Origin of the sequence: Cobetia sp. AM6, assembly GCF_009617955.1 — a bacterium.
GTDB classification, from domain to species: Bacteria; Pseudomonadota; Gammaproteobacteria; order Pseudomonadales; family Halomonadaceae; genus Cobetia; species Cobetia amphilecti.
In genome coordinates this window covers 1717862-1738950 of record NZ_AP021868.1, presented here as the reverse complement: position 1 = coordinate 1738950, position 21089 = coordinate 1717862, and the positions used below count along the sequence as shown (strand labels likewise).

Below are 21089 nucleotides of genomic sequence, written 5' to 3'. Positions count from 1 at the left end.
TTGAAGATGGCGAGCTGATCACTTCGCCACGCGATGAAGCCGTCTTGCCTGACAGGCACCCAGCACGGCGTGAAGGTCGCGCTATCGAGAACGCTGAGATCCACTCGCTCTCTACGGCCTGTCGTCGTGAGCAAGAAGCCAAGGCGCTGGCCCCGAGAGCTTGGACCCAAGGGCTTGATGCAAAGGGTTTGAAGCAAAGGGCTTGGAGACGAGGGCCTTACGCAAAGGGCTTGGCCACAGCGGCTGGAGACAGGATCTGAACAAAAGTGGCCGAAACGCAAAAGCCCCCGGTAACCAAAGGCTGCGGGGGGCTTTCATCATCCGGGGCACTCAGCCGCCATCAGGCAGCGATGTCATACCTCAGTGGCGCTCGTTCTTGAGCACGTCGGCGTAGTTCTTCTTCTGGTAACGAGACTGGGTATCGCTCGCCTTGTTGCTGGCACTGGACTTGGCTGACTTGGCCGCCTGGCTGGCGTGTGATGTCTTGGCCGATGCCTTGCTGCTTGCCGTGGCCCTGTGAGACTGGGCGGCAGACTTGGCGCTGTTCTTTGACTCGCTGTACTGGGACTTGGCGCTGTTCTTGGACTGACTGTACTGGGACTTGGCGCTGTTCTTGGACTGGGAGTACTGAGTCTTGGCGCTGTCCTTGTGAGCCTCAAGCGTCGGATTGCCGGCCAGTGCCACGGAGGAACCGGCCATGCTGGCCACCATCAGTGCTGCGATCGTCAACTTGCGCATCGTGTCTACCTCGTCATCTTGCATGAATACCGGGTCCTGGAGGGCGTCCCTCGAGGTTTGTCATGAGCAGACACTAACGTGTTGATATTCAAGCTCGCAATTGTCGATCCCTGACATGACGATTTCTTTCACCTTATCCAAAAGTTGTAGCCATCCCGAGACGAGCGTGTCTCATCTGACACCTGTCCCACCCTCGTCCGCCGCATGGCCTTGCCCTGCGCCGCACTCTCCCAAAGCGGAAAAATTCATCAGTGAATGATTGTCTTAATTTCATGGGCGCTAACGCCGGCCGGCGCGTCGATCAGGCTTGACCCAGCGCCAGAAAAACATTGTTATTTACTTGAGAAGAAAATTAAGTCACTGACAGGAAATAACCGAGCCACAGCCACGTCAGTGAATGAAATTCTTCACATCACAACAACAATGCCTCTCTGCCGACATCGGAGCCCAGAATGCCTCACGCGACCTGCACCTCAGACGATCACTTCATTCTCACCATCAGCTGCCCGGCGACGTCCGGCATCGTGGCGGCCATCACCACCTTCCTGACCACCCATGAGTGCTACATCAGTGAGCTGGCGCAATACGATGATGAGGACAAGGGGCAGTTCTTCTTCCGCGCCCGCTTCCGCTTCAATGAAGGCGTCGAAGGCGATATCGCCCAGATGCGTCAGGCCTTCGAGGACGTGGCGGCTCCCTTCGAGATGCAATGGCAGATCCACGGTGGCCAGGACAAGATGCCGGTGCTGATCATGGTCTCCAAGTTCGACCACTGCCTGGACGACCTGCTCTATCACTACCGCAAGGGTGAGCTGGACATGCGGATCACCGCGGTGGTCTCCAATCACCTGGACCTGCGCCCGATGGTCGAGCGCGAAGGCATCCGCTTCGTCTACCTGCCGATCACCAAGGACACCAAGGCGCGCCAGGAAGCGGCCCTGATGGACATCGTCGACGAGACCGGCACTCAGCTGGTGGTGCTGGCGCGCTACATGCAGATTCTCTCCGATGAGCTGTGCCAGAAGCTGGCCGGGCGCGCCATCAACATCCACCACTCCTTCCTGCCGGGCTTCAAGGGCGCCAAGCCCTATCACCAGGCCCACGCCCGCGGGGTCAAGCTGATCGGAGCCACCGCTCACTACGTCACCGCGGATCTCGACGAAGGGCCGATCATCGATCAGGCCGTACAGCGGGTCGAACACAACTTCGCCCCGGAAGATCTGGTCGCAGCGGGTCGCAATACCGAGACCCAGGCACTGACCAATGCCGTGCGCTATCACATCGAACACCGCGTCTTCCTCGCCAATGATCGAACCGTGATTTTCAAGTAAGACTTCAAACAAGTCTTCAAGCAAGGCGTCACACAAACCTTCAAGACAGACCACGCGTGAATCATCGGCCGTCACCCAAGGGAGGAAGCGCAGTCATGAATACCCAAGCGACACCCACCGCGAGCGCGGACGAGACACTCGCACAGCCCACCGCCGCCGTGATCGATGGCAAGGCCGCCTCGGCGCGACTGCTCAAGGAAGTCACGGCAAAGGTCGCAAGCCTCGCGCAACAGGGCGTGATACCGGGGCTTGCCGTCGTGCTGGTCGGCGAAGACCCGGCAAGTCAGGTGTATGTGCGCAACAAGCTCAAGCGCACCGTCGAGTGTGGCATGCAGTCCTTCGAGCACGTGCTGCCCAGCGAGACCCGCGAAGCCGAGTTGCTGGCGCTGGTCGCCAGACTCAATGCAGACCCCGAGGTGCATGGCATCCTCGTCCAGCTGCCGCTGCCGGCGCATATCCAGGAAGACGCGGTGCTGGAGGCCATCGATCCCGCCAAGGACGTCGACGGCTTCCATCGCATGAACGTCGGGGCGCTGGTGCAGGGCGCCGATGCCCTGGCGCCCTGCACGCCCACCGGCTGCATGCGCCTGTTGCGTGACACCTTTGCCGAGCGTGGCGGAGACCTTTCCGGGCTGCACGCGGTGATCATCGGCCGCTCCAACATCGTCGGCAAGCCGATGGCCAGTCTGCTGCTGGCCGCCAACTGCAGCGTCACCCAACTGCACTCGCGCAGCCAGAACCCCGCCGAACTCTGCCGCCAGGCCGATATCGTGGTCGCCGCGGTCGGGCGCCCGAACATGATCAACGCCGACTGGATCAAGCCCGGCGCCGTGGTCATCGATGTGGGCATCAATCGCATCGCGCAGTCCGCCGAGCAAAGCCCCACCGGCAAGGCGCGCACCCGCCTGGTCGGAGACGTGGACTTCGCTGCGGTCAGCGAGATCGCCGGCGCCATCACGCCTGTCCCGGGGGGCGTCGGCCCGATGACCATCGCCTGCCTGCTCGCCAACACCCTGACTGCCGCGCGTCGCCAGTCGGCCTGAACCACTAGAGGTACGTTTGCGCGTACCGGGAGTCACCGATGCCCTTTTCCCTGCTCAAGTACGGCCTGTCCTCCGAGTATCCGGCCGAAGTCGACCTCCCCCCGCCCACGGAGCTGAAGTCCCGCTACGACGTGGTCATCATCGGCGGCGGCGGGCACGGCCTGGCCACCGCCTACTATCTGGCCAAATATCACGGCATCACCAATATCGCCGTGCTGGAAAAGGCCTACCTGGGCAGTGGCAACACCGCACGCAACACCGCGGTGATTCGCTCCAACTACCTGACGCCGGAAGGCGTGCGCTTCTACAGCGAATCGGTGCGCATGTTCCAGGGACTGTCCAACGAGTTCGACTACAACATCATGTACTCGGAACGTGGCCAGCTGACCCTCGCGCACACCGATTCCACCGTGCGCGCCTTCCGCCAGCGCGCCGAGGTCAACACCCATTTCGGCGGGCGCACCGAGATGCTGGATCGCCAGCAGATCCGCGAGCTGGTACCGACCCTGAATCTGGACCCCGGCCACTTGCCGGTCATGGCGGGCCTGTGGCACATCGATGGCGCCACCGCGCGGCATGATGCGGTCGCCTGGGGTTACGCCAAGGAAGCCGCCAAGCGCGGCGTCGAGATCCACCAGCTCACCGAGGTGCAGGACCTGGTGGTCGAAGGCGGCAAGATCCGCGCCGTGAAGACCAATCGCGGCACCGTGCAGTGCGGCTGCGTGGTGCAGGCGGTGGCCGGGCACAGCTCGGTACTCGCCAGCAAGGCCGGCTTCACCATGCCCATCATCAGCTACCCGCTGCAGGCGATGGTCACCCAGCCGTTCAAGCCGTTCCTCGACCCGCTCGTCAGCTCCTCGGCCCTGCACTGCTACGTGCAGCAGACCAGCCGTGGCGAGGTGGTGTTCGGCGGTGGCTCCGACCCCTACCCGCTCTACAACACCCGCTCGACGCTGGACCTCAAGGAAAGCCTGATCGCCGCGGCGCTGGAGATGTTCCCCCTCCTGTCCCAGGCCCGCCTGATGCGCCAATGGGCGGGCACGACCGACATGACGCCGGACTACAGCCCGATCATGGGCGAGAGCCCCGTCGAGAATTACTACCTGGATGCCGGCTGGGGCACCTGGGGCTTCAAGGCGACGCCGATCTGCGGCAAGACCATGGCAGAGCTGGTCGCCTCCGGCGGCAAGACTCCGGACTTGATTGCCCCCTTCGCGCTGGAACGCTTCGCGCGCTTCCGTCAGGTCAACGAGATGGGCGCGACTGCCGCCAGCCACTGATGGCTCGCGATGGATCGCAACGGCTCGCAGCGGCTCGACCTACAAGGCTCGATGACTGCCCCGGTATGCGCACCCCACGCTGGATGTACAAGAACAACGGTCAAGGATTTCCGCGATGAAGATCATGCCCTGCCCACTCAATGGGCCCCGAAATATCAGCGAATTCGTGTATGGCGGCGAGCTTGCCGACATGCCAGACCCCGATACCTGCAGTGATCGCGAGTGGGCCGACTACGTCTTCTTCAGCGACAACACCGCCGGTGTCGTCACCGAATGGTGGATGCACGCGGCCTCCAGCTACTGGTTCCTCGCCGAGCGTCACACCGTGACCGACGAGATCCTGCGCACCTTCGACCCCTCCGAGCGCTTCACCCAGCGCGTGGAGTTCCCACTGCACACCACGGATAGCTCGGGAGAACGCGCATGAACGCCAGAGTCCCCATGACCCGAGGCGCACGTCTGCCGGCCCCGATGGGCCGACTGATCGACCGTGACACGCCCGTGACCTTCAGCTTCGACGGCAAGAGCTATCAGGGCGTTGCCGGCGACACCATCGCCAGTGCCCTGGCCGCCAATGGCCGCTGGCTGCTGTCGCGCTCCTTCAAGTATCACCGCCCGCGTGGCGCCCTGACCTTCGCCGGCCAGGATGCCAACACCCTGGTGCAGTTGCCGGATGAGCCCAACGTGCTGGGCGATGAGCGCCAGATCAGTCCGGGGCTTGAAGTCACCGCCCAGAACGTCTCTGGCAGCCTGGACAACGACCGCGACATGCGCCTGGGCAAGTTCTCGAAATTCATGCCGGTGGGCTTCTATTACCGCGCCTTCTACAAGCCCAAGGGCGTCTGGAAGTACTGGGAGCCGCTGATTCGTCGCAAGGCCGGGCTCGGCACGCTGAATCTGGACGTACGCGGCGACTATCACGACAAGGCCTATCTGTTCCATGACGTGGTGGTGGTAGGCGCCGGCCCGGCCGGCATGACGGCCGCGCTTGAGGCTGCCGAGGGTGGCGCGAGCGTGCTGCTGGTCGAACAGGGCCGCCTGCTCGGCGGTGCCTTGACCTACGCACGCTTCGATGCCGAAGGACATGAGGCCAGCCAGACACTTGAGCGTCTCGCCGCGGCCGTCACGGCGCATCCGCGCATCGACGTGATGACCGAGGCGACCTGCAATGCCTGGTTCACCGACAACTACCTGCCGGTGATCCGCGGCAAGCGCCTCTACAAGGTGCGGGCCAAGGAGTGCATTCTCGCCAGCGGTGCCTTCGACCAGCCGGTGGTATTTCGCAACAACGACCTGCCGGGCATCATGCTCGCCAGTGCCGCCCAGCGCCTGATGCAGCACTATGGCGTGTTGCCGGGCAAGCAAGGGGTGGTGATCACCGGCAGCGATGATGGCTATCTGGCGGCGCTGGACCTGATGGAGCACGGCGTCAACATCGTCGCCCTGCTCGACATGCGCGCCCAGCCCGATGATGAAAGTCTGGCCGATGCCGTCCGTCACTGTGGCATCGCCTTGAAGCTCGAGCACGCCATCTATGAAGCGCAGGCGGAGAAGTCGCTGCATCACGTCACGGGCGTCGAGGTACGCAGGATCGTCGCGCGCGGCGAACTGGCTGACGAAGGGGATGTGATCCCCTGTGATCTGGTCTGCATGACGGCGGGCTACATGCCGGTCTATCAGCTGGCTTGCCAGGCGGGTGCCAAGCTCTCCTATCTGGATGACGATGCACGCTTCAGCCTCAGCGGCCTGCCGGCACACCTGCACATGGCGGGCTCTGCCAATGGCCTCTATCACCTCAAGGACGTGATGGCCGATGGCCAGCGTGCCGCCAGATCTGCACTGGCCGGGCTTGCCGCCGCAGGCAAGGTCGTGGATGTCACGATTGAGGCGAATGAGCCGGCGGCCATCACGCCGTCACGTCCCTTCCGTCAGCATGGCTGGCCGCTGTTCGCGCACCCCAAGGGCAAGGAGTTCGTCGATCTGGATGAAGACCTGCAGATTCGCGACATCCTCAATGCCACCCGCCACGGCTATCGCGACATCCAGCTGGTCAAGCGCTTCTCGACACTGGGCATGGGCCCCTCCCAGGGCCGTCATTCGGCACTGCCGGCCGCGCGTCTGGTCGCCGAAGCCACCCAGCGCACCGTCAGCGAAACCGGCGTGACCACCGCGCGCCCGCCCTTCGTGGCCGAACCGCTGCCGTTGCTGGCCGGTCGCAGCTTCGACCCCTACCGCCAGACACCGATGCATCAGCGCCACCTGGATCTGGGCGCCACCATGATGCCGGCTGGCCACTGGGCGCGCCCGGCCTTCTATGGCCGCCCGGAGGAGCGCAATGACGCCATGCAGAACGAGGCATTGGCCGTGCGCAATGGCGTGGGCCTGATCGATGTCTCGACCCTGGGGGGCATCGAGCTGCGCGGGCCGGACGCCGCCGAACTGCTCAACCGCCTCTACACCTTCGCCTTCCTCAAGCAGCCGGTGGGGCGCACGCGTTACGCCACCATGGCCAACGAGCAAGGCGTGATCATCGATGACGGCGTGTCGTGCCGCCTCGGTGAGGAACACTTCTATGTCACCGCCACCACCAGCGGCGTGGACCGGGTCTACCAGCAGATGCTGAAGTGGAATGCCCAGTGGCGGCTGGATGTCGATATCACCAACGTCACCACGGCCTGGTGCGCCGTCAATCTGGCCGGCCCCCGAGCCCGCGAGGTGCTGAGCAAGGTGTGCCGCGATATCGACCTGAGCCCCCAGGCCTTCCCCTATCTTGAGCTGCGCACCGGCCACATCGAGACCGAGCTGCTGGGCACCACCGGCAGCATACCGGCACGCCTGCTGCGGGTCGGCTTCGTCGGTGAGCTGGGCTACGAGATCCATGTGCCGAGCCGTTTCGGCGAAGCGCTGTGGGACCTGCTGATGCTCGCAGGCGAGCAGGCCGAGATCCGCCCCTTCGGTGTCGAGGCCCAGCGTCTGCTGCGTCTGGAGAAAGGCCACATCATCATTGGTCAGGACACCGATGGCATGAGCCATCCCGGTGAGATCGGCCTTGAGTGGGCAGTCAGCCACAAGAAGCCCTTCTGTGTCGGACGGCGGGCGATCGATATTCTTGCCGCCCAGCTCCAGACCCGCAAGCTGGTCGGCTTCATGCTGCCCAAGGACAGCCCGCAACCGCTGGAAGGTCAGCTGGTGCTCAGCGGAGGTGAACAGAGCGCAGACGCCGCCAAGCCCGGCGGCGACATCACCGGCAACGTGACCTCGTGCGAGTACAGTGCGACGCTGGGTGCCATCATCGGCCTGGCCTACGCTGGACTCGACAGCAGCACGCCCGGCAGCAAGATCACCATCCGCACGCAGGGCGACGTACTGGTCCAGGCCGACGTCGTCGCATTGCCCTTCTTCGATCCCGAGTCTGCCCGCCAGGAGCTGTGAGATGACGACAACCATGACGAACACGCTGGGCGGCGCCACGGCGTTGGCACGCTGTCCACTGCCCGAGAGCCTGGTCAGCCCGATGACGACCGCGACGGCAGATGTCTCGACGGCGGCCCTCAGTCACTGTGCGCTCGCCGACATGACCGCATTGGGTCGCGCAGGAGTGCGCGGCCGCGACGCCGCCGACTGGCTGGCCACGCTGGGTTTCACGGTGCCGGGCACGCCCAATGCGGCAACGCTTCAGTCAGATGGCAGCTGGCTGGTCAGGCTGTCAGTGGGTGAGTTTCTTCACCTGGCGCCGGCCATCAGCCCACAGGCGGGCGTGGCCGAGCTGCCGCTCATCGCACAGGCGGATGAAGCGCTGGCCCAGGGCATGCGCGTGCATTCCCTGCCACGGCGTGATTCCCACGCCTGGTTCAGCCTGAGCGGCAGCACCCTGCCCGCCCTGATGGCCAAGCTGTGCGGGGTGGATCTGCGCGGCGAAGCCTTCCCGCCGGGAAGCGTCGCCCAGACCTCGGTGGCACGCACCAATGCCATCATCGTCAATGCGGGGAGCCTTGCGTGTCCCTGCTTCCACCTGCTGTTCGACATCGCCTCCAGCCACTATCTATGGGGCGTCATGCTCGATGCCATGCGCGAATACTCCGGCGAGAAAGTGACAGTCGCTGCCCTGCTGGCCCATCATCACGGCTAGCGATTGCGGCGCGACATCGGTATCCGCCCGCGGATGCCTCTCGCGTTACCACCCGCTCCCCGCCGCTGCCTGAACCACAGGCCGCGACGGGGACGCTGCGTTTCGCCAACCGCCTGTCGTACGTTGCCAAAGGAACCAGGTATGTCCGATTCCCAAGTGTCGCTTTCCAGCGGGCAAGATGTCGCGAGCGCCCCGACAGCACTTTCCTCGCTCGCGGCATCGCGCGAGAACGATTACACCGTGCCGGCGCTGTTTCGCGGGCTGAGAATCCTCGAGATGTTCAGCAGCAGTCGCAAGGTCCTGACCACCAACGACTTCGCCGAGGAGCTGGGCACCAGCAACTCGGCCATCTACCGCATCGTCATCACTCTCACCGACATGGGCTATCTCAAGAAGATCGCCCGCAATACCTATGAACTGGGGCCACAGGTCATCTCGCTGGGCTTCAGCTATCTAGCCAGCCGCGACCTGGTCGAGGTGGTCGCCCCCCACCTGGACACCCTGCGCGACCAGACCACCATGTCGTGTCACTTGAGCGTTCGCGAGGGCACGGATGCCATCTATCTCTACCGCGCCTTCGCCGCACAGCGCATGTCGGTCAACATCCCCATCGGTTCCCGTCTGCCGTGTCATGTCAGCGCCATGGGGCGCATTCTGCTCACGGTGCTGGGCGAGGATGAACTGCAGCAGCTCTACCGTCAGATTCGGCTGGATGACTACCCACCGCCGGCGCCCCAGAACCTGCCGGCCCTGAAGGATGCCATCGAGGAAGCCCGCCGCCAGGGGTGGGTGGAGAGCCGCTCCGACTACGCCACCGCCATTGCCACGGGGCTTTATGACCATACCGGCCATCTGGTCGGCGCCATCAATATCTCGGGCCCTGATGCGATGATGGCCGATGAGCGCCGCCGCCTGCTGTTGCGCGGCGCGCTGATGGACTGCGCCCGCCATATCAATCATGAGCTGGGTGGCCTGCACCGCCGCTGACGCCGTGTCCGTCTGGCCGATCTTGTTCACCCCGGGCCCTTCATCATCTCTCTTGTTTCCGCCTGCTTTTCCTATCCTTTCCCCACCACTCCTCACCTTTCCCCCGCCGTTCGCCCGCCGTTCGCTCTCCGTTCGCCCTGGAACACGAGAAGGCCCGCCAATTGGCGGGCCTTCTCGTATCACATGCTGGCGGGGCGCATCACGCTCTGAATCATCAAATTCTGTGCCTCTGAATCATCAGACTCTAAGACTCCAGCACTCGGGGTGCGGGCTCAACGCGTCGCCCCCTTGAGCACCGCAGCCGAGGCCGCTGTGCTCGCCTTGCCGGCTTGCCCGGACACATTGCCTTCCCCCTGTGACGGCGAGGACATGTTGACGAATTCCGGATAGGCGCCCATGCCGCATTCGTGCATGTCCATGCCTTCCAGTTCCTCTTCCTCGCTGACACGCAGCCCACCACAGACCTTCTTGATCACCAGCAACGCCACGAAGCTTGCGCCGAACATCCAGGCGAAGATGATCAGCGTGCCCAGGATCTGGGTACCGAAGTCCGCCTCCGGATTGGAGAACAGCACCGCCATGATGCCCCACAGGCCTGCGGAACCATGCACGGAAATCGCACCGACCGGGTCATCGATCTTGAGGCGATCAAGCCCCACCACCGACAGCACCACGATGATGCCGCCCACCGCGCCGACCAGTACCGCAAGGCCGGCAGACGGCAGCAGCGGTTCCGCGGTGATCGAGACCAGACCGGCCAGGGCACCGTTCATCACCATGGTCATGTCGGTCTTGCCGAACATGGCGCGTGACAGCAGCGCCGCGGCCACCATGCCCGCAGAGGCCGCCGCATTGGTGTTGACGAAGATACGCGCCACGCTGTTGGCATCATCGAGACTGGCGATCTTGAGCATCGAGCCGCCATTGAAGCCGAACCAGCCCATCCACAGGATGAACATGCCCAGCATGGCGATCGGCAGATTGGCGCCCGGGATGGCACGCACCTTGCCGTCAACGCCGTAGCGACCCTTGCGCGGACCGACCAGCAATACCGCCGCCAATGCCGCCGCCGCACCCGCCATGTGCACGACCACCGAGCCTGCGAAGTCCTGATAGCCCATCGCATCCAGGAAACCACCGCCCCACTTCCAGTAACCTTCCACCGGATAGATGACCGCGACCATCACCACCGCGAAGATCAGGAACGGCCACAGGCGCATGCGTTCCGCCACGGCCCCCGAGACGATGGACATGGTCGCGGCGGCAAACACCGCCTGGAAGATGAAGTCCGCCATGCTGGAGTAATAGGCGGCACCATCGCCAGCACTGATGTCGCTGAGGGTATTGTCAGCGCCGAGCATGAACGACAGCCCCGGAATCACGCTGCTGATGGCGTTGTCACCGGGATACATCACGTTGTAGCCCACAACCAGGAACACCAGACAGGCGATGCCGTAGAGCAGCGCATTCTTGGTCAGGATCTCGACGGTATTCTTGGAGCGTACCAGCCCGGATTCCAGCATCGCGAAGCCGCAGGCCATGAACATGACCAATGCGGTACACATCAGGAAGTAGAACGTATCCAGCGCGTAGCTGAGTTGCAGCACATCGATATTCACCAGCGTTTCCCCTTTGTTGTTATCCGCAAGCGCTATGGTCAGTGGCTTGCGATCCATTCCCTGTCACGCCCTCGGCGCCGAGAGTTGTTTGCCGAGAGCTCTTTATCAGGAGCTCTCTTATCAGGAGCTGTTTGCCAGAAGCTGTTTGCCAGAAGCGGCTTGCCGAGAGCGTGGCCTAGACCGCTGCCTGCGCCGTCGCTTCGGCGTTGGCCGCGACACTTGCCTCGCGGGCTTCCAGCCACTCGAGCACGCTGGGCAGATAGCGCGTCAGTCCCTTGTAGTCGATCAGCTCCGCCGGCAGGGTCTTCAGCACCTTCAACAGCCGCGTCTGCCAGACCGGGTTGGTACACAGGTCTTCCAGACTGATCAGATAGGTGCGGATACCGAAGAACAGCGCATGACTGCGCGGCATGCGCACCAGCGTCTGCAGCTCGACCCGCAGATGTACATCACGGCCGGCATTCTCTGGCGTGATGGTGGTGCGATCACTGCCCCATTCGGCGTAGGTCTCCGGGGAGCTGTCCATGCGCGGATGGATGGTCATGGTCCAGTTCAGACGCCGCACCGGCCCGCCGACCTGGATGGCGCACAGGTATTTGAGCGCGCGATCGAATACGCCCATCTCATGCGCCAGCGGCACCGGGCCATGCCACTGCTTGAAGCTCATGCCGGCATCGAAGGCCAGTGACCAGTCCGCCGGACAGGTGATCATGCCGGCGTCCATGAAGAGGTCACCGTCGCGCTGGTCGAGCAGCGCGATATCGCCCTGCATCTGACGGCCGATATAGTCCAGCGGCGGCAATGGCAGGCTGGCGTCATCGCCCATGCAAAAGGCCTGCTCCAGCCCCAGCAGATGGTTGCGCCACACGCAGTCATCGCCGTCGCGCTCGAAACTGAAGGCCTCGGGATAGTCCCGGGCGTAATGCGTCATCACGAATTCCAGGAAATCCCAGGCGGCCGGCTGCATGTGCGGCATCACCAGACAGCGTCTGGGGTCCTTGGCCAGCACCCGCTCACGCTCGGCGATCTCGCTCAGATAGTGCTCATCGATATCCAGCATGTGCTCGGTGATGGAACCCGGCTTGCCGGGCAAGGTATGCGGCTCGATATTGACCGAGTAACGGTACTCATCTTCCGGGAACGGGAAGGGAAAACGCTGGATGGCGTGATCGGAATTCTTGAAGGTGAACAGACCATGGAACGCCTGGTCATCTCGCGGGGAAAATTGCATGTTCCTGCTCCTTGGGGGTCCATCTCGCGAAAGACGTATTCAGAGATCCAGCACCAGCCGCTGGCTGCGTGCCCGGGAAACGCAGGGCATCACGCAGCGCTGACTGGCCCGCTCCTGTTCATCGAGGAAGGCATCACGGTGCTCCGCCTCCCCCTCCAGCATCTCGACCCGACACTGCCCGCAGACGCCGCCACGACACAGGCTCGTCACCTCGACACCGCTGCGCTCCAGCGCTTCCAGCATCGATTCCTGGGCGCCGACCGCCACTTCCACACCGCTGGCGCGCGCCACGGCCGTGAAAGGAGTCCCCGGTTCCGGGGCGGCAAAGACCTCGTGGTGGATGCGCGCGAGACTCCAGTGCAGCTCGCGTGCCGCTTCCTTCACGGCATCGATCATGGCTTGCGGGCCGCAGAGATAGACGTGCGTGCCGGCGGGCTGACGCGCCAGCAAGGCCTTCAGGTTCGGGCGTTCGAGACGATGCTGGGTGATGTTGCCACTCGCCAGATAGGGCGCGGCCTCCGGGAAGCGGGCGACGTCGAGGTCCTGGCTGCGCAGGTGCAGCTCCCAGCTGGCGCCACGCCGCTCAAGCTCCGGCAGGTAGGAGAGAAACGGCGTGATGCCGATGCCGCCTGCCAGCATCAGGTGGTGGCGCGCCTGCCAGTGCGGCAGAAACAGGTTGGCCGGCGGGCTGAGTTCCAGCTCGTCACCGACCTGCACACGGGAATGGATGGCTTCGGAGCCGCCACGCGAGACCGGCTGACGACGCACCGCGATGCAGTAATGCGAGGGATCATCCGGCGGGCTGATCAATGAGTAGGCGTTGCGACACACCCGCCCCTCTCCCGGAATGCCCAGCACCACATGACTGCCCGGCGAGAACGGCGTGAAGGGGGGAGCCTCATCGGCAGGCACCAGGGTGAGACGGCGCACGCTGCTGCTGAGCTGATCGACCGCGGCGACCCGCGCCTTCATGAAGCGAGACATGGTGCCACCTCCTCCTGTGGGGGAATCTCTCCCGGGGCTTCCGCATCGATTCGCACGCCCATGTAGGCGCCGAGACGCTTGGAAAAATGATCACGCACTTCCAGCATCAAACCGCAGCCATCACAGGCTGCCGGCGAGTGGATGACATGCTCACTGACCTGCTGACAGTGCACGCAGAACACATGCCGCCCCAGGGCAGCGACCGGCAACATCACCATGTCATCCAGCAGCAGCCCCTGCTGCTGAGCCAGATTGGCGACCTGCCACACGAAATGCTCACTGCCGATGATGACCAGACACCCCGCGACACCGATCTCGCTGATGGCGCCGACCAGTGCGTCGCAGGCCTTCGGGCGGTCATCGACGTCGTACCAGCGATGCAGACGGGCGTTGTCGACGGGGCCCGTGGGCAACGCCTCTGTTGCCGGGGCGGATTGCACGGCGCCTCCCACCTCGCGGCTACCGAGCTGCCCCAGCAGCGTACTGATCAGCTGACAATGCATCTGCAGCTGCTGACGGGCGTTGCCCGCCGCCTCACCAGTACCTGGCAGGCTCTCGGGAGACTGGCACGCCACCAGATAGCGTTGGGCATCGGGCAGCGCCTCGATGCGTGGATAGTGTTGCCGACTTCGAATCCCGGCAGTGACAGAGGATGATTGCGGGCTTTTCATGACACGACCCTGCTCTGAGAAATTGTCCTTGTTGTAATGCCGCCGTCTTGACGATGACGTGCATCCGACTACCACTCCATTTCTTGAGCATATTTCGTGCCATTGACGGCAAAATCATTGCCCCACATACCCGACAAAATTGCCTGAAAATCCTGCTTCATACATGAACCATCAATCGAGACATTCACGCACCAAAACAGAACACTCAGCTCAGGTAAAACGGCTTGTATTCACCATTATTGCTCTGTTTCATTCTCACCCCACAAGCCAACCTCTACGCCTGACATCTTTCTCATGAAATAACCACAAGATCCTGAAAGAATGGAAAAACTCTGCCTTGAGAAAATCACGACCTCTCCGTCGACACGACACCATGTGCTTCTCCATCATCAGCATTATGACGCGCTTTCGCTTGCACGATATCGGCCGGATTCCTTGATTGAACTCAGCACAAAAGAAAGCGCCTCACCGAAGGGGTGAGGCGCTCTAATGACTCGATGGAATCAGGTCACATTTTTCTACATCAACCGGAGCAGAGCTCTTGTCATTGCGACAGCTTGCCTGGACAACATTGCGGCGAGCTTGCTGACAAAAGGCTTCGCAGCTTTGCCATGACAATCATGCGCAATGCCAGCCATGCACGATCGCTCTCATGCGCAATGGCACACGCACGATAGAGATCGTGCCATCAGTAACCGCTCTGTCCCGGCACCCAGTTGGTGCCCGCCAGCGGCACCCGGGCCATGGCCGCGGCTTCCACGTTCAGGGCGACCAGATCTTCCGGTTCCAGGTGGTGCAGGTGCGACTTGCCACAGGCACGTGCCAGGGTCTGGGCTTCCAGCGTCAGCACGCGCAGGTAGTTGGCCAGACGCTTGCCGGCTGCGACCGGGTCCAGTCGCTGGCTCAGCTCCGGGTCCTGGGTGGAGATACCGGCCGGACACTTGCCATCCTGGAAGTCGTCATAGAAACCGGCGGCGGACCCCAGCTTCTGATACTCATCGGCATAGCGCGGATGGTTGTCGCCCAGCGCAATCAAGGCGGCGGTACCGATGGCCACGGCGTCGGCACCCAGCGCGATCGCCTTGGCCACATCAGCGCCATTGCGAATCCCGCCGGAGACGATCAGCTGCACCTCACGGTGCAGGCCCATCTCCTGCAGTGCCTGAGTGGCCTGGGGGATGGCAGCCATGGTCGGGATGCCGACGTGTTCGATGAAGACATCCTGGGTGGCGGCCGTGCCGCCCTGCATGCCATCCAGCACGATGACATCCGCGCCCGCCTTCACCGCCAGCTTGACGTCGTAGTAGGTGCGGGTCGCGCCGATCTTGACGTAGATCGGCACCTGCCAGTCGGTGATCTCGCGCAGTTCGGCAATCTTGATCGCCAGGTCATCCGGGCCGGTCCAGTCCGGGTGGCGACAGGCGCTGCGCTGGTCAATGCCCTGCGGCAGCGTACGCATGCCCGCGACCCGCTCGGAAATCTTCTGGCCCAGCAGCATGCCGCCACCGCCGGGCTTGGCGCCCTGCCCGAGCACGACTTCAATCGCATCGGCCTTGCGCAGGTCGTCCGGGTTCATGCCATAACGTGACGGCAGATACTGATAGACGAGTCGCGAGGACTGGCCGCGCTCCTCCGGGGTCATGCCGCCATCGCCGGTGGTGGTGGAGGTGCCGATTTCCGAGGCGCCACGCCCCAGCGCTTCCTTGGCCTGGGCGGACAGGGCACCGAAGCTCATGCCAGCGATGGTCACCGGCGTGCTGATCACGACCGGCTTCTTTGCATGGCGCGTGCCGAGCACGACTTCGGTCTCGCACTTCTCGCGATAGCCTTCCAGCGGATAGCGCGACATGCTGGCGCCGAGGAACAGCAGGTCGTCGAAATGCGGCACCTTGCGCTTGGCGCCCCAGCCACGGATATCGTAGATTCCCGTCTCCGCCGCGCGCTGGATCTCATGGATGACATCGCGGCCGAAGGTCGCGGATTCCCGCAGTGCCGGGTTGTAGGGCTGTGTTTGAGTCTCGTCGGTCATGTTGAGCATCCTGATCAGTAGGCTGAGGCGTTGTCGACCTTGAAGTGATAGAGCTGACGCGCAGATCCATAACGCGTGAAGCTGGCCGGGTCTTCCTCGATTCCGGCACTCGCCAGCAACTCCGCCAGTTCTTCCAGGTGCTCGGCACGCATGTCCTTGGCGATGCAGTCCGCGCCCAGCGATGCGACCGTGCCCTTCACGTAGATTCGCGCTTCGTAGAGCGAATCGCCGAGCCCTTCACCGGCGTCGCCGCAGACCACCATGCGGCCCGCCTGGCCCATGAAGGCACTCATGGCCCCGATATTGCCCTTGACGACGATATCCACGCCCTTCATCGAGATACCACAGCGCGCCGAGGCATTGCCTTCGATGATCAGCAGGCCGCCGTGGGCGGTCGCGCCCGCGGACTGGGAGGCATCACCCTTGACCCGCACGCAGCCGGACATCATGTTTTCCGCCACCCCGACCCCGGTGTTGCCGTGGATGGTGACGCTGGCCTTCTGGTTCATGCCCGCGCAGTAGTAGCCCGCATGGCCATCGATATCGACACTGATGTCGTCATTGATGCCGCAGGCGATATTGTGGGCGCCGTCGGAATTGACCACTCGCCACTCACGCGCGTCCTTCAGGATGTCGGCATCGTGCAGGGCCTGGTTCAATTCGCGTAGCCCTTCAACGGCCAGATCGTGTGTCTTCATCATTACGCGGCCTCCGAACGGGCGGTGTCTTTTTCCCACAGATACAGGCGACCGGGTTCCGGCTCCCACACGCGGGCATCCTTGATGCCCGGCAGACTGGCCAGGGCACGGTATTCCGAGGCCATGGCCACGTAGTCATCGGTCTCGGCGATCACGGCTGGCTTGCAGGCGATCGGGTCACGCACCACGGCGAAGCCATCACGCGTGCCGATGGTGAAGGTGAAGAAGCCATCAAGGTCCTTCAGGGCGCCGGTGATCGCGGCTTCCAGGCTGTCGCCCTGCTCCAGACGCCAGGTCAGGTAGCCGGCGGCGACTTCGGAATCGTTGTCGGTCTCGAAGCTGATGCCCTCACGCTTGAGCTTGGTGCGCAGCCAGTTGTGGTTGGACAGCGAGCCGTTGTGGACCAGGCACAGGTCACGCCCGGTGGAGAACGGGTGGCTGCCCTGCAGGGTCACGGCGCTTTCGGTCGCCATGCGGGTATGGCCGATGATGTGGCTGCCCTGCATGCCCTTGAGGCCATAGAGGCTGGCGATATGAGCCGGCAGGCCCACCGCCTTGAGGATCTCGATGCTCTGCCCCACGCTCAGCACGCGAATCTGCGGGGCGCTGTCGGCAAGCCAGCCGCGCACGGCGCTCTCTTCCCCGGCGATCTTGAATACCGCGACACTGGCATTGCTGAACCAGTCCGCCACCGTGCCGACCTGCTCGCCCAGGCCCTTGGCGATCGCCTCCCAATCCTCATCGGCACCATCGCTTTGCAGCGTCAGCTTGATGCCAGCGTCAAATTCGTCGCCATAGATGGCGAAGCCGGCGCTGTCCGGGCCGCGATCGGTCATCGCGATCAACATCGGCTCGAACAGCTCCCCCAGGCGCGATTCCAGCGCCGGGTTCTTGAGATAAAGCCCTACGATTCCACACATGGTGATGTCCTCTCACGGGCAGGAGGCGTCTCCTGCCTGGTGTCTTGAGCGTGGTGGTGACAGTGGCGACCCTCGTCTGGCATGCCCCGCGAGATCCGCGAGCGCCGCCGGATGAGATCAGAAGAATTCGGCGTAGCGCTGGACTTCCCAGGCACTGACCTGTGCGTTGTAATCCAGCCATTCCTCGCGCTTGAGGCGCATGAACTCGGCGCAGATTCCCTCGCCCAGGCTCTCGCGCAGAATGCTGTCCGCCTCGAGCGCATCGATGGCCAGCGAAAGATTCTGCGGCAGCTTCTCGATGCCCTTCTCGGCGCATTCGCTCGGGGTCAGCGAGTAGAGATTGATGTTGTGGGGCGTGCCCGGGTCCAGCTTGCGCGCCACGCCATCCAGCCCCGCCGCGATGATGGCGGCGTGCACGAGATAGGGGTTGCAGCCGGCGTCCGGCAGGCGGAACTCGAGGCGACCGTAGGGCACACGCACCATGGCCGAGCGGTTGTTGTCACCGTAGGCGATGAAGACCGGCGCCCAGGTCGCGCCGCTGGTGCTGCCACCACCGACCAGACGCTTGTAGGAATTGACGGTCGGCGCGGCAAAGGCACACAGCGCCGGGGCATGTGCCAGCAGTCCGCCGAGGAAGTGGTACGCCAGCGGCGACAGGCCCATGCCCTGGGCGTCGGAGTCATCGCCGAACAGGTTGCGGCCGGTGTCATCACATACGGACAGGTGGAAGTGCATGCCATTGCCCGGGCGGTCCGCCAGCGGCTTGGGCATGAAGGAGCACACCATGCCCAGGTCATTGGCGATCTCGCCGGCGGCCATGCGCACGAAGGTGAAGCGGTCTGCCGAGGTCAGTGCATCGCTGTAGGTGTAGTTGATCTCGAACTGGCCGTTGGCGTCCTCGTGATCGATCTGATAAACGTCGAAGTCCACCGCTTGCAGCGATTCGACCAGGCGCTCGAGGAATTCACGCGAACGCGACAGGCCCTTGTAGTCGTAGCAGGGCTTGGCGAGGGTATCGCTCTCGTCCACCGGCAACAGCTCACCCGCTTCCCCCCGGCGGAACAGCGAGAATTCCGGCTCCAGCCCGCTATTGAGCGTCCAGCCCTTCTCCTTCAGGCGCTCCAGCTGCTTGAGCAACACCACGCGGCTGTCGTTGGCGAACGGCTGACCATTGACGTAGCCATCACAGGCCATGCGTGCATAACCCGGCTGCCACGGCACCAACGACAACGAGCTCAGATCACCCCGCGCCATGAAGTCCGGCCCCTCCGGCGACATGCCGAGACCACTGACGGCAAAGCCGGCAAAGCCGGCGCCCTTCTCGACCACATCCATCAGGCAATTGGCCGGCACGGACTTGGTCTTGGCAGCGCCATGAATATCCACGAACTGCGCCAGCAGATAGCGAATGTCGTGATCCTTGATGAACTGTTGCGCGTTTTCGGGTGACATCTGGGTTTCCTCTGAGAGCGGACCGGGTTTCATCTCCCTCGACACTGTCTGCCACCCCGGGAAACCTGACCCCTTGTGGTGACTCGCCACGTCAAGATAGCGGATGAAACGAGTTTTTGTGATTCCTGCTGGTCAACTTTATTTCCCCCAAAGAAAAGCATGCAGCATGCCATTTCGCCAACTGCCGGCCAGAACTTTTCACCAACCTACTGTTTTGCATGGAAATTTATTTTCCAAGTTCATTTCATCCCACAGGAAACGCCAGGTGATCCTGAGTGAATTTCTACCTGTTTCTCGAAATAGGCATCATTTCGGTGCCCAAAGCTCTCTCTTCGCACCAGCATGACGCAAAGCGCTAATATTCACGCCCTGATTCGTGCTGCCAATCGGCGCCTGACTCGCTCAAGTGCTGCCGTGGCCATGGCCTTTGACGGAATTGGCAAGCCCCTTGCTTAACTATGGGGAATGTTTCTTTCCTTCCAAGAATCGACTCTCGTGCGATCAGGCAAGGCAAGCAGCAGGCACAAGCCCTGGTGAAGCGCCTGAAAAGGCGAAAGAACAACAACACCTCCTGCGGCGGATGCGCGTCTTGCGCGACATCATCGCCAGCATCAGCAGGACTACGGCACCCCCCATTTACGCTAGGCAGCACGACTCACAGGAGAAAGGGACGCATGGCGAATTCATGGCGCATCTCGGCACTGGCCGAACAACACCGCAAGCTGGGCGCGGAGCTCGAAGACTGGAATGGCATGGGCACCGCCTGGAATTACGCCGTCTCGGACACGGCCGATGACCACGAGACCATTCGCACCCGCGCCGGTCTGATGGATGTCTCGGGGCTCAAGAAGATCCACTGCAATGGTCCGCACGCTCAGGCCGTGCTGGATTACGTCACCACGCGGGACATGTCCAAGCTGTATCCGGGCAAGTCGGTGTATGCCAGCGTCTTGAATGAGGCCGGCAAGTTCGTCGACGACTGCATCGTCTATTGCCTGGCACCGAACTCCTACCTCGTGGTGCACGGCACGGGTACCGCGAATGAAATGCTGGCCAAGAGTGCCCTGGGGCGCGCCGTCAGCCTGACCTTCGATGACGACATGCACGACATGTCACTGCAGGGGCCGGTCGCGGTGGATTTCCTGGAGCGTCACGTGCCGGGCATCCGTGAGCTGCGTTACTTCCACCATCTGCAGACCCAGCTGTTCGGCTGCCACGTGATGATCTCGCGCACCGGCTACACCGGCGAGCGTGGCTACGAGATCTTCTGCAAGGCCAAGGACGCCCCCTCTCTGTGGGAACAGATCCTCGCGGAGGGTGCCGACATGGGCATCAAGCCGTGCAGCTTCGGTACCCTTGACTGGCTGCGGGTCGAGAGTCACCTGCTGTTCTACCCGGCGGACAATTCCGAAACCTACCCGTACCCCGACCAGCCCGTGGGCGACACCCTGTGGGAACTGGGCCTGGACTTCACCGTCTCGCCGGGCAAGACTGAATTCCGTGGCGCCAGCGAACACTTCGCGCTGCAGGGCAAGGAGCGCGTCAAGGTCTATGGCGTGCTGCTGGATTCGAAAGACGTCGCCCAGATCGGTGACAAGATCTACGCCGACGGCAAGTGTGTCGGTGTCATCACCCAGGGCATGTACTCGCGCCTGAGCGATCGTTCCATGGCGCTGGCACGTCTCGAACCCGGCTATGCCGAGCATGGCACCCCGCTGACCCTCAAGACTGGCACTGACGGCGAGACCAGCCTCTCGGCCATCAGCCATTCCCTACCCTTCGATGACCCGGAAAAGGCCAAGCGACTGGCTCGCGGCTGATCGCACGCCACAGCCGCGAGGCAACAGCTCAAGCCCCGCGGCAACAGTGCGAATCGCGTGATGCTGGATAGCGTGAAACCTGAGAGGCCTCCTCGGCATGGCGTCGAGGAGGCCTCTTGCATCACACGCCATGGAGTCAGGACGAGGACTGGCCACA

The 21089-nt window shown here is 63.1% G+C and carries 17 protein-coding genes; 8 read left to right on the top strand and 9 right to left on the bottom strand.

Going from position 1 to position 21089, the window contains the following annotated elements:
* Positions 1-360 precede the first annotated feature (360 nt).
* A complete protein-coding gene (locus CLAM6_RS07415) occupies positions 361-738 on the bottom strand; it encodes a hypothetical protein (RefSeq protein WP_153635597.1) in 378 nt (125 codons plus the stop codon).
* Between the two features lie 452 nt (positions 739-1190).
* On the opposite strand from CLAM6_RS07415, the gene purU reads away from it, so the two are divergent.
* The 7 genes from purU to CLAM6_RS07380 all read left to right on the top strand — a co-directional run bounded on the left by purU (position 1191) and on the right by CLAM6_RS07380 (position 9508).
* Positions 1191-2069 (top strand): formyltetrahydrofolate deformylase, encoded by an 879-nt coding sequence (gene purU, locus CLAM6_RS07410; protein WP_054555969.1) that lies wholly within the window; start codon positions 1191-1193, stop codon positions 2067-2069.
* A gap of 95 nt (positions 2070-2164) precedes the next feature.
* On the top strand, positions 2165-3112 hold the full coding sequence (gene folD, locus CLAM6_RS07405) for a bifunctional methylenetetrahydrofolate dehydrogenase/methenyltetrahydrofolate cyclohydrolase FolD (protein ID WP_153635596.1): 948 nt from the start codon (positions 2165-2167) through the stop codon (positions 3110-3112).
* Positions 3113-3150: 38 nt separating this feature from the next.
* Positions 3151-4392 (top strand): FAD-dependent oxidoreductase, encoded by a 1242-nt coding sequence (locus tag CLAM6_RS07400; RefSeq protein ID WP_153635595.1) that lies wholly within the window; start codon positions 3151-3153, stop codon positions 4390-4392.
* Positions 4393-4507: 115 nt separating this feature from the next.
* A complete protein-coding gene (locus tag CLAM6_RS07395) occupies positions 4508-4819 on the top strand; it encodes a sarcosine oxidase subunit delta (protein WP_054555966.1) in 312 nt (103 codons plus the stop codon).
* Positions 4816-7824: a 2Fe-2S iron-sulfur cluster-binding protein gene (locus tag CLAM6_RS07390; RefSeq protein WP_242007774.1), complete on the top strand. Its 3009-nt coding sequence runs from the start codon at positions 4816-4818 to the stop codon at positions 7822-7824. Before CLAM6_RS07395 ends, CLAM6_RS07390 begins: the two co-directional genes overlap by 4 nt.
* A gap of 1 nt (position 7825) precedes the next feature.
* A complete protein-coding gene (locus CLAM6_RS07385; protein WP_197738723.1) occupies positions 7826-8521 on the top strand; it encodes a hypothetical protein in 696 nt (231 codons plus the stop codon).
* A 141-nt stretch (positions 8522-8662) separates the two neighbouring features.
* Positions 8663-9508 (top strand): IclR family transcriptional regulator, encoded by an 846-nt coding sequence (locus tag CLAM6_RS07380; protein WP_107334959.1) that lies wholly within the window; start codon positions 8663-8665, stop codon positions 9506-9508.
* 272 nt (positions 9509-9780) lie between these two features.
* Here CLAM6_RS07380 and amt read toward each other — a convergent pair whose 3' ends face one another.
* The 8 genes from amt to glnT all read right to left on the bottom strand — a co-directional run bounded on the left by amt (position 9781) and on the right by glnT (position 19112).
* Complete coding sequence (gene amt, locus CLAM6_RS07375) at positions 9781-11127, bottom strand: ammonium transporter (RefSeq protein WP_172978649.1); 1347 nt, start codon at positions 11125-11127, stop codon at positions 9781-9783.
* 175 nt (positions 11128-11302) lie between these two features.
* A complete protein-coding gene (locus CLAM6_RS07370) occupies positions 11303-12358 on the bottom strand; it encodes a heme-dependent oxidative N-demethylase family protein (protein WP_153635593.1) in 1056 nt (351 codons plus the stop codon).
* Between the two features lie 39 nt (positions 12359-12397).
* On the bottom strand, positions 12398-13342 hold the full coding sequence (locus CLAM6_RS07365; RefSeq protein ID WP_153635592.1) for a PDR/VanB family oxidoreductase: 945 nt from the start codon (positions 13340-13342) through the stop codon (positions 12398-12400).
* Complete coding sequence (locus tag CLAM6_RS07360; protein ID WP_153635591.1) at positions 13327-14013, bottom strand: dimethylamine monooxygenase subunit DmmA family protein; 687 nt, start codon at positions 14011-14013, stop codon at positions 13327-13329. The genes CLAM6_RS07365 and CLAM6_RS07360 overlap by 16 nt, the downstream gene beginning before the upstream one ends.
* A 688-nt stretch (positions 14014-14701) precedes the next feature.
* Positions 14702-16042 (bottom strand): FMN-binding glutamate synthase family protein, encoded by a 1341-nt coding sequence (locus tag CLAM6_RS07355; protein ID WP_153635590.1) that lies wholly within the window; start codon positions 16040-16042, stop codon positions 14702-14704.
* 14 nt (positions 16043-16056) lie between these two features.
* Positions 16057-16743 (bottom strand): protein glxC, encoded by a 687-nt coding sequence (locus tag CLAM6_RS07350; protein WP_242007773.1) that lies wholly within the window; start codon positions 16741-16743, stop codon positions 16057-16059.
* Entirely contained in the window at positions 16743-17660 is a 918-nt protein-coding gene (locus CLAM6_RS07345) for a class II glutamine amidotransferase (RefSeq protein ID WP_077377084.1), read from the bottom strand. The genes CLAM6_RS07350 and CLAM6_RS07345 overlap by 1 nt, the downstream gene beginning before the upstream one ends.
* A gap of 117 nt (positions 17661-17777) precedes the next feature.
* Positions 17778-19112, bottom strand: coding sequence for a type III glutamate--ammonia ligase (gene glnT, locus CLAM6_RS07340; RefSeq protein WP_054555957.1), 1335 nt, complete (start codon positions 19110-19112; stop codon positions 17778-17780).
* A gap of 674 nt (positions 19113-19786) precedes the next feature.
* On the opposite strand from glnT, the gene CLAM6_RS07335 reads away from it, so the two are divergent.
* Positions 19787-20932 carry an aminomethyltransferase family protein gene (locus tag CLAM6_RS07335; protein ID WP_153635589.1) on the top strand — a complete coding sequence of 382 codons (1146 nt, stop codon included), beginning with the start codon at positions 19787-19789 and terminating at the stop codon, positions 20930-20932.
* Positions 20933-21089: the final 157 nt, after the last annotated feature.